This window comes from Photobacterium halotolerans DSM 18316, assembly GCF_000425165.1.
Taxonomy (GTDB): domain Bacteria; phylum Pseudomonadota; class Gammaproteobacteria; order Enterobacterales; family Vibrionaceae; genus Photobacterium; species Photobacterium halotolerans.
Genome location: NZ_KE384319.1, coordinates 223,435 through 232,949, shown reverse-complemented (window position 1 = coordinate 232,949; position 9,515 = coordinate 223,435). Strand labels below are relative to the sequence as shown.

General features: G+C 48.0%; 9 protein-coding genes. 5 read left to right on the top strand and 4 right to left on the bottom strand.

The window, feature by feature from the left end; translation table 11 throughout:
* Positions 1–28 precede the first annotated feature (28 nt).
* Complete coding sequence (locus tag H511_RS0110485; RefSeq protein ID WP_027252247.1) at positions 29–727, bottom strand: DUF2786 domain-containing protein; 699 nt, start codon at positions 725–727, stop codon at positions 29–31.
* A gap of 176 nt (positions 728–903) precedes the next feature.
* Here H511_RS0110485 and H511_RS0110480 point away from each other — a divergent pair, with 176 nt between their 5' ends.
* Complete coding sequence (locus H511_RS0110480) at positions 904–1,866, top strand: hypothetical protein (protein ID WP_027252246.1); 963 nt, start codon at positions 904–906, stop codon at positions 1,864–1,866.
* Between the two features lie 65 nt (positions 1,867–1,931).
* Here the strand turns inward: H511_RS0110480 and H511_RS0110475 are convergent, their stop codons facing one another.
* A complete protein-coding gene (locus H511_RS0110475) occupies positions 1,932–2,393 on the bottom strand; it encodes a DUF411 domain-containing protein (RefSeq protein ID WP_027252245.1) in 462 nt (153 codons plus the stop codon).
* Between the two features lie 774 nt (positions 2,394–3,167).
* Here H511_RS0110475 and H511_RS0110465 point away from each other — a divergent pair.
* The 3 genes from H511_RS0110465 to H511_RS23130 all read left to right on the top strand — a co-directional run bounded on the left by H511_RS0110465 (position 3,168) and on the right by H511_RS23130 (position 6,327).
* Positions 3,168–3,524, top strand: a complete 357-nt coding sequence (locus H511_RS0110465; RefSeq protein ID WP_027252244.1) for a helix-turn-helix domain-containing protein — start codon at positions 3,168–3,170, stop codon at positions 3,522–3,524.
* A gap of 96 nt (positions 3,525–3,620) precedes the next feature.
* The gene (locus H511_RS0110460; RefSeq protein WP_027252243.1) at positions 3,621–4,541 is read left to right on the top strand and encodes a Gfo/Idh/MocA family protein; all 921 of its coding nucleotides are present in this window, start codon (positions 3,621–3,623) and stop codon (positions 4,539–4,541) included.
* Between the two features lie 235 nt (positions 4,542–4,776).
* The gene (locus H511_RS23130; RefSeq protein WP_036759456.1) at positions 4,777–6,327 is read left to right on the top strand and encodes a BCCT family transporter; all 1,551 of its coding nucleotides are present in this window, start codon (positions 4,777–4,779) and stop codon (positions 6,325–6,327) included.
* Between the two features lie 60 nt (positions 6,328–6,387).
* Here H511_RS23130 and rsgA read toward each other — a convergent pair whose 3' ends face one another.
* On the bottom strand, positions 6,388–7,446 hold the full coding sequence (gene rsgA / locus H511_RS0110450) for a ribosome small subunit-dependent GTPase A (RefSeq protein WP_027252242.1): 1,059 nt from the start codon (positions 7,444–7,446) through the stop codon (positions 6,388–6,390).
* 299 nt (positions 7,447–7,745) lie between these two features.
* Entirely contained in the window at positions 7,746–8,456 is a 711-nt protein-coding gene (locus tag H511_RS0110445) for a DUF3581 domain-containing protein (RefSeq protein ID WP_027252241.1), read from the bottom strand.
* 675 nt (positions 8,457–9,131) lie between these two features.
* On the opposite strand from H511_RS0110445, the gene H511_RS23125 reads away from it, so the two are divergent.
* The gene (locus H511_RS23125) at positions 9,132–9,512 is read left to right on the top strand and encodes a hypothetical protein (RefSeq protein WP_051288061.1); all 381 of its coding nucleotides are present in this window, start codon (positions 9,132–9,134) and stop codon (positions 9,510–9,512) included.
* Positions 9,513–9,515 lie beyond the last annotated feature (3 nt).

Genomic DNA, 9,515 nt, shown 5'->3' with positions numbered 1-9,515 from the left:
TTTTTTAATTATGCTGCGCGCCGTGCAGTTACTGCTCCAGCAGTTTTGTTGCTTCTTTGCGTGTTCCGCCGACCGGCCGGTTAACCGAGATCGAACGGCCTTTTTTCATGCCTTTCTCATAATCATCTGTCATTGCCTTCATGGCTTCCTGCAATTGTTTTTTGAAGGTTTCGCGATCCAGATTTTCAAATTCACGGTCGATGAAATTACTCATGCGTTTGTCATGGTCATCGTCGGTGTTCAGAATTGGCAGCTTTTCCAGCGCGCCTTCTATCCAGCCGGCAAGGAAAGAGGAAACACGGCGTGTGACTTCGCTTGCACTGGCCCCGGTACCGGCAAAGCTGTTACGGAACTGGCCGGTTTGCTGGTTCATTTCGCGGTACACGACATCGAAGGCAAAAGCGGCAAAAATTGCACGCTCGGCCACGCCGATAAACTCAGCCTGTTTGAGCCCTTTGTAATTGGTCAGCACACATTCGACACCAAAACGGCGGTTGATCCCACGAATGATTTTCAATATGTGTGAACTGATGTCTGACGGTAACAGGGTGGCTGATTTTGTTTTGCCCATTTGGATGAATTCAATGTCATCTTGCTCCAGGCCGTACTTGAGCATGAGGCGATGAGCCATTTTGATGGCTTGCGCTGCTTCATTGACGTTGGCCGAGTTACCTAACTCAAGGCATTTGGCTATTTTTTTCAGTGCCTTTCGCTTTTGTTCAGACATCCACACCACTCACATTCAAAAAACGGTCACGTATTTTAGCGTGTTCGCTATCAGGAAGGCAAAATTCTCTGTTGGTATTCTTTTGTGATAGTGAGAAATGAAGCGCTTGCCTTGTACTGATTATGGTTGAACCGCATAATGAGCCGCACTTTTTGCAAATCAAACCGAGCTAAGTAATGACGATTGTCCAGTCTATCGATGTGCCATTTGAATTTCGCCATACCTGCTGGTTTTGCGGTGAGCCTTACTATGAATGCCATGTGTTCCGTCCCGAGCCTAACTACGATAATGATCCGCCGGTCAAAGTACCTTGCTGCGAAGAATGCTATGGCTTTTGTTCCCGCACCAAAGCAAGCGGGCTGGATATACTGCGTGACAGAGTGAAAGGACGCCTGCACCAGCAGTATCAGAAGCATTTACAGATAGGCGCACAATGGACCAGAGAAGAGCTGGAAGACTCTGAACTGGAAGGCAAGGCATTTGAAGGCTTTAAACACAGCGCCTGGATGATGTTTGAAATTGCACGGGACAGAGTCAATTATCCGGGCTGGCCGCTGGCGATTGATGGCCAACCGGTGGGGCAGCTAAGCAGTGCTTTTCAGGTTGAATATAACGGTATTGTTTATCCCAATATTTCACAGGCGGTTGAGCAACTGGCCAAAAGTTACGCCATTCCGCAGGAATATCTCGAACAAACCTTAGAGCTGGTGGGACGTCACCAGTTGGGGTTTGCCATCCGCTTTTGTAAAACCACCCATGGCTACTCAGATGCTCAGCGTGCCGTCAGCCTGGCCAGTTTGCGTGAGAGGCTGAAGGAAGAAGCTGAGTCGGAACAGACAGTCTCGCTCAGTCAGGGCATTGAGGTTGGCATCAAATATATTGAACCCCAGATACTTTTTCGCACCGAAGTTTCCCCGTATGCGGTGCAATGGGCTTTGCAAAACGGTGTGACAACCTTGGCGCAACTGGCCGACCTGGAAGAGGCTTTTCTGGCGCATTTCAGTCAGGATTCAGAACTGACCGCTTTTCGTTATTTCACCGGCTTGCAGGTTTATCTGGAGAAGAGAGAAGAGGATACCCACTGGGCGCTCACTCAGGATCCCAACAGGCAATGGTTCGCTAAGTTGCTAAAGAAATAAGCGCTAAGAAAAAGCTCAGCTAGCGAAAGAAAAAAGGCCAGCGTACCTGGCCTTAATCTGTACTGTTATTGTGTCTGGGCCTGGTGATGGCTGGCCCAGATGACTGTATTGCCCTCTTCATCAAACGCGACGACGTCATACGGCATTTTCTGGTCGTTATACTCCATGCCCGGTGAGCCCATTGGCATACCGGCGACAGCAAGACCTTTCAGGTTGGCGGGCTTTTCCTTCAGAAATCGTTGCACATCTTGTGCAGGCACATGGCCTTCAAAGACGTATCCCTGAATGATAGCGGTATGACAGGATGCGTACTCAGGTTGTATCCCATTGGCTTGTTTGATTGGATGGAGATTATTTGCCATGTTCATTTCAATCTCAAAACCATGGCTGTTCATGTGTTTTACCCAATCCTTGCAACAACCGCAGGACGGAGACTGGTAATTTTTCCCTTTTATCGTATCGGCAGCGATCGAGGGGAGAGCCGTCAGCAACAGTGCGGCAGTCAGGAGACATTGTGATTTTTTCATCATTTAACCTTTTATTCATCTGTGATGCCGGGTATGCAGGCCCGGCAGTCTTTAATCGAGCAGTTCTGAGCGAAAAGCAGCGCTAATCGAAAGCGTTACCCAGGCAGGACTAAGGTAACCTTGTGTTTATCGATGAATAGGAGGCCGTAACAGTGTTGAGACCGGTTCGTCCCAGTATCCCGACAAATAGGGATGGTCACTTTGGCTCGAGGCCATTAAAACGGGAGCAGCGAAAGGCGCGGGAAGGATCAATGTGGTATGACAGGAAGACTGGCAATGCGGTAGACACCCCGAATGCTGAATATCGTCCTGGCAGGAAATATGGGTTGCTTTGTTTGCATGCGAGGTCATTGTATCGGCACAACAGCCTGTGTTTGTCATGACCGGCGGACATCCGCCTGACATGACTGCCGGGAACAACGCTGCACTGGCGTTATTGATCGGCAGCAACAGCAGACACAGGATAACAATGATTATCCTGTTCGTTGAACAATGCGGCTGGTGAGGCAACTGAGTCAACATGTTGTCAGCGAATGTCTTCCTTAATGATCAATGTTATAGATTATAACCCCGGTGCAAACTGGATTCATAACCAAAATCAAGAAACGGTAAGTTTTCTAACTGGCTGAAAGATAGGGAACTGCCTTGTGCCCAGATTCTATGCGGGTTTGCGAGGATCGCATTTGGAATAAGCCTAACGTTTTTCTGACATTTCCTGACAGGGTTTAGGCTTTAATTGCGGTGAATTGACATTTTTTTGCGTTAGGAACAGGTATGCAATACACAGAAGAAGACAGAAAAGTACTCTATGAAACATGGATGAGCTATAAGGCAAAAATGCGGGTGACTCAGATTGAAATGGCTAAGAAACTTGGGGTAAGCCAGCTGTTTTTCTCTGACATTCTGCGTGGTAACTTACCGCTTGAACATCGTTTTGTCAGTCAGTTCTGTCAGTATATGGGTGTTGATCCTGTCCTTACCATTCCTTCCCTGAGGGAGCAGATTGGCAGCAGTCTGCCGAACACTGTCACATTAACAAATACGTATATAGTTGATGGCAATATCAAAAATGTGCGGTATAGTGGCAACCAAATCGTTGTTGAATATGAGCACAGCGTGACAACTCACTGATCAGTTCGCGTGTTGTTTGCAAATCAACGAATCAGGCCCTTGTCACAGACGAGGGCTTTTTTGTACTGGTCACCAGGGGATAAATAAGGAGAAAGGATGAAGATTGGCATTATTGGCTTAGGGGACATAGCTCGCAAAGCGTATTTGCCCGTGCTCACTCAATGGCCGGATCTTGAGCTGGTATTCTGTACCCGCAATGAAGACACACTGCAGCAACTTGCCCGAACACACAGAATTCAGGATGCGGTGACGGATTATCGCGGGCTGGTGGCGAAGGGCGTAGACGGTGTCATGATCCACAGTGCAACCTCTTCCCATTTTGATATAGCGCGCTTTTTTCTGAACCAAGGCATTGCCGTTTTCGTTGATAAGCCTCTTACCGATAACTATGAACAGTGTGAAACGCTCTACGAATTAGCCGAAGAAAAACAATGTCCATTGTTCCTTGGTTTTAATCGCCGATATTTACCGCTGATAAAGCCTTATCTGAGCGACGCATCAGTCACTGAAGGTAAGAAACTACTGGGTTTAAAATGGCAGAAACACCGACTGAATCTGCCAGGCGATACCCGAACCTTTGTGTTTGACGATTTTATTCATGCGCTGGACAGCGTAAATCTTTCCGGGCAGGTGAGTGAAAATGACCTGCATATTGTGACTCAGTCTCACCAGGGAAAGCTGGCGCGACTGGACGTTGAGTGGCAGCTTGATGGAGTCATTTTTCAGGCATCAATGAACCGGCTCAATGGTGTGACAGCAGAACAGGTGACGATCAATTATGAGAATCTGACCTGTCACTTTGATTCTCTGGCTACGGGTAAGCAATGGAATGAAGGCCGCGAACAGACGCTGGTGCTGCCAGACTGGACCCCCATGCTCGATAGTAAAGGGTTTACTGCCATGACTGCTCACTGGCTGGAAGTGGTGGCGAGCGGAAAAATGGAAGCCTCTCTGGTGACACGAAACCTGAATACCCACTATCTCGCTGAAGTCATTTGCCAAAAAGTGAAACTATAACCTCAGATACCCTTGAATATAACCAGATCTGACGGGTCTGGTTATTGAAGATTATTTCGATCTCAAACTTTTTTTTCAGAATGCAAGAAACTTCACTGCAGGCAGCTTTGCCTGTTCAATAATCCGCCACTTGCGTCGTTTTGGCTGTTTTTTGCGGTTAATTTGGCCCATGGAGTTAGATTTACTGTTTTCAAGCTGGTAATGTGCGTCCCCTCACACAACTGGTGAGAATTTTATGCAAACCTCCAAACAAAATAGTGCTGATAAAATGGTTTCAGCTCTAACTATTGGTTTCCTCTGTCTTTTCCTGATTGCTGCGCTGGTAGACCTGTCATGGGTTTCCTCTTCCATCCAATCCCTTTTTGCGCTTTCAACCGCTAGCTTCGGTTACTTTTGGCAATGGCTGATGGTACTGAACTTTATTCTGGCACTGTGTCTGGCGCTGTCACCCCTGGGCAAAATAAAGCTCGGTAATACTGAGCGGCCTGAAATCGGTCAGTTTCGATGGACTGCCATGATCATGTGTACTCTGCTCGCTGGTGGCGGTGTATTCTGGTCTGCCGCTGAGCCTATTTACCACTTTGTTACCACGCCGCCAGCCTTTGATGGCCTGGCGGCGCGTCAGCCAGAAACGGTTGCGCCTGCGCTGAGTCAAAGCTTTTTGCACTGGGGATTTCTGGCCTGGGCCGTGCTGGGTACATTAGCAACCATTGTGCTGATGTATGCGCATCATCAGAAAGGGATCAAGCTCAGACCGAGAGCTTTGCTGTATCCGCTGGTGGGTGACCGACTGGAAAATCACTGGCTGGGTTCGGTAATTGATGCAAGCTCAATCCTTGCCGTCGCCGCGGGCACAATCGGTCCGATAGGCTTTTTAGCCTCACAACTGGGTTACAGCCTGCATGTTGTCGCCGGACTGGATAACTCGGTACTGACTCAGATCGGTTTGCTGGCGGTAGTGGTCACGATTTATTCTTTATCTGCAGCGACAGGAATGGATAAGGGGCTGCAGTGGCTGAGCCGCTTTAATGTGATAGTCGCCGTATTGCTGCTGCTGGTGATGTTGCTGCTGGGGCCAACCGGTTTCATCTTTGAAAAGTTTGCCGAGGCGATGACTGTTTATATCCAGCACTTTCCTGCGATGAGCCTGACAAACGCTTCTCCGGACTGGAACGCCTGGTGGACATGGTTTTTCTGGGGTTGGTTCATCGGCTTCGCGCCAATGATGGCAATCTTCATTGCCCGCATCACGGTTGGCCGCAGTATTCGGGAGTTGGTCATGACAGTGGCTATTGGTGCGCCTCTGGTGACCCATTTCTGGTTTACTGTACTGGGCGGTTCGGGTATTTATTTTGAACTGACTCAACCTGGTGTTATTTCAGAACCCTTAAGTGAAGGGGGCTTGCCTGCGGTGTTGTTGGCAACCTTGTCTCAGCTGCCTTTCAGTGAATGGCTCATTCCGGCTTTTCTGGTGCTGACAACAACTTTTGTTGTTACAACCGGGGATTCTATGGCTTATGCCATTGCTATGGTGACCTCAGGTAAGAATGAACCGGCCAGAGGGCATCGTTTGTTCTGGGCGATCGCAATGGGGGCCGTGGCCGCGGTATTACTGCTGGCCGGTGATGGGGGATTGAATGCCCTGCAATCTTTTATTGTGATTACGGCCGTACCTGTTTCATTGCTGATGGTCTTCACATTACTGACTGGTCCGCTGGCCGCCATCAGGCTACACCGCGAAACCGATGTTGCCTCACCTGAAAGTTCGCTGATCACTGAACAGTAAGGTTGTTTCACCCTGATAAAACGCCCTCGTTGTAGAGGGCGTTGTTGTTTTAGCCGTGAGTTACTCCCGGTTTTTATGCTTCCGGTTAGTACTTTGTATCGTACGATACATGCGGCCCAGCTGTTTAGACTTGGCACGTTTCTCTGCAATGCTGGCAGTATTGAAGGTCACTTCGTGGTTCAGCTTGAGATAATTGCGCAACCTGCGCTCTTCAAGCTCGCCGGATTCAATGGCTGCCAGTACGGCGCAGCCAGGCTCATACTGGTGAGCACAGTCGCCAAACCGGCATTGTTCTGCCAGCGTTTCGATATCCGCGAAGGTGGTTGCCAGCCCTTCACTGCAGTCGGCCAGCTGGAGTTCGCGAATACCTGGTGTGTCGAGCAGAAGACCACCGCCTTGTATCAGGTGCAGAGATCTTGCGGTCGTGGTATGTCTGCCTTTACTGTCATCCTCTCTGATACTGGCTGTTTGCTGCGCTTCAGTGGCAAGCAGGGTATTGACCAGGGTGGATTTTCCCGCACCCGATGAGCCCAGGAAAGCAACCGTTTTTCCTGTTCTGCACCAAGGCGCCAGTTTGGCGACACTGACACTGTCTAACCCATTGACGTACTCAACCAACAACATGTTATCGATGTGCCGTACCTGTTCGACGAAAAGGGTAGGATCGTCAACACAATCGGCCTTAGACAGAACAATAACCGGCTCAACACCAGACTGGTGCGCAAGCGACAGATAGCGCTCTATACGACTGAGATTAAAATCCTGGTTCAGAGAGCAAACGATAAACACGGTATCGACATTGCTGGCGATGAGCTGTTCTTCAATTTTGCTGCCTGCGGCTTTTCGCCAGAAGCGGGAAAAGCGCTCCAGCAGACGGACGAAATGGTCTTCGCCAGACAGTAATACCCAGTCTCCGACAGCGAGTTCAGGCATATTAGGCAGTACAGGTATCGACAAGTGGCCGTGCTCTGAGAAAACGTCCAGCCGGTTTCTGTGTAAGGCACATACCCGGGCTGGTTTCACCTGATCCCATTCGTCGAGAGACAGCAGTTGTTGAAAATAAGGTTTCCAACCAAGTTCTTGTAAAGAATACACTGGTGTAGAAATCGTTGTTGTCATGATGTGTTTACCCCTGACGCAGCACAGGCGTCATTAACTGAAACGGTAAAATTCAGGGGCAATATGTCCCCGGTTATTCAGAACCGGGCAATAGAAGCGGGAAGGGCAGAAGCGGGGAGTGTGTGTCCTGTTATCTCTTTCGCTTACTGGCTCTTTGCCTGTTTCTGTGCCCAGTGAGTCGTTAATACAATCATCTTGTGTCCTCCAAAGTAATAAATGGGTGTTAAGTGCATGAAATGTAGCAGGCGGAGTAAAATGTGTCTAGAAGCGGTTTAAGGTTTCCAGACACATTCGGCAGATTATGCAGCCTGATAAGCTTCTTTTCTGGCGTTAAAGCGGGCGACAAGATCATCAATGTCATTCTGGCAATATGGCTTCAGGCCACTCATCAGCATACGTTTGCGGCCTTCACCTACCACTTCACCGTGCTCTGTAAAGCTGAATGCCAGCGTTACGCTGCCACGCTTACCGTCAGATTCAAGGATTGAATCAGTCAGCTCAACGGTTGGTGCTTCAAGGTCCAGCCGGCTGAATTCCAGCTCCATGCTTTCATAGATAACCAGCGGGCGGGCAGGGTTGATCATTACCTGCTTGGATTCCATTAAAGGCACCATGATGTGCGGGAAATTCTTTCCGGAGAATTGCACATAATTCTTGGTAACTGTTTCGATCAGGCTGGTATTGTGGGTGATTTCACCTTCGCGAAGGACGTGAAGGTATTCTTTGCCTTTTTCATCGACGAGTGACAGATCGCTGGATGATTTCGTGTTGATAGCCAGGGCAACGCCATCGGTGATCATACCTGCAAATTCCACACGCATTTTCTGACTCAATCCTGTTTTTGCCAGCATGACAGAAAAGAGGAGATCACCCGGAACGCAAAAGCGTTTGTTATCGGCATCGTGGATTGGGTTGAAATCGCCAGCGACTTTTTTGGCAAAATGGCTGGCTTGTTCGCGGGTAAATGTATAAGCACCATTATGCTCGGCGAAGTAAGAATCTAAAAACATTGAGTTGGAACTACCTTAGATCATCGTAATCCTGATAGTTTACCTGATATCAACCGAGTAAATGGTCTAGCCAGCTGGAAATGTGGCAGAACGCGGATTTGATTCAAAGGCGAAAACAAAAGTGATGCAACAAATCACATACTAGGGTATTATCCGAGACCTTTGAGCTGTAAACAGCTCTGCTGAATCACCCATCTGTGCGTGTAGAAGAGCCAGATATTATAAGCGGTAGGGAAACTGCATGCTAATGGGTACTCTGTCAGTATTGCTGGCTGAGTACCCAAATTTTATCTCGTGTGGTTGAGCCAGTTGCAGCCTGCAGCTATTAATGCATTCGCTCCAGAATACCAGCTTCAAGCTCAGGCAGTCGGCGTTCAGTTGGTTACGTCAGTGAGTTGAGTTTAAAAGATCATCAACAGCAGTCCTGCCGCTAAGATAAAACCGGCCACACTTGCTGTCCGGCTGATTAGACCAAATGCGCTTGGTACGATCATTTCGTCATGATGCATGAATACTCCCTCCAGATAACGTCTTACTTTTGTTATGGTCCTTTCATTCATTCAGGAAAGGCACTTTCTATACTTTCAGTATAGTTTGTTTTAAAAATCAGGTTGAGAATTGCGGTATAAGTCGGAAAAAATTCACATAAAAAAATGATGATCAGAATTTCATCCAATGACAAAATATGTGTCTATAATCATAAAAAATAAGATAAAAATATTTATTTGTGGTGAATTAATGACAATCGTATTTTTAGGTGTGGGCGTAACCATTCAGGCCGTTGCTATTTATGTTGCGTTTTTTACACAATTTCCAGGGCATTTGTATATAGCAACTATTCTGATGGTGTTGGCACTGACAAGCTTGATGGCTATCCGTAGCCTGATTGCTCCGGCTTGTTTACTCGCCGGGGTTATTGTCGGTCTGGCACTGTCGCATAATCAGTCAGACGTTAAGTTGTTAATCAATATGGGTGAGGTGATGAAATTAGCCATTCAGCCTGATTGGGAAATTAATCAAGCCTGGCAATTTGTGAATGGCAGGGCTCCGGAATAAATA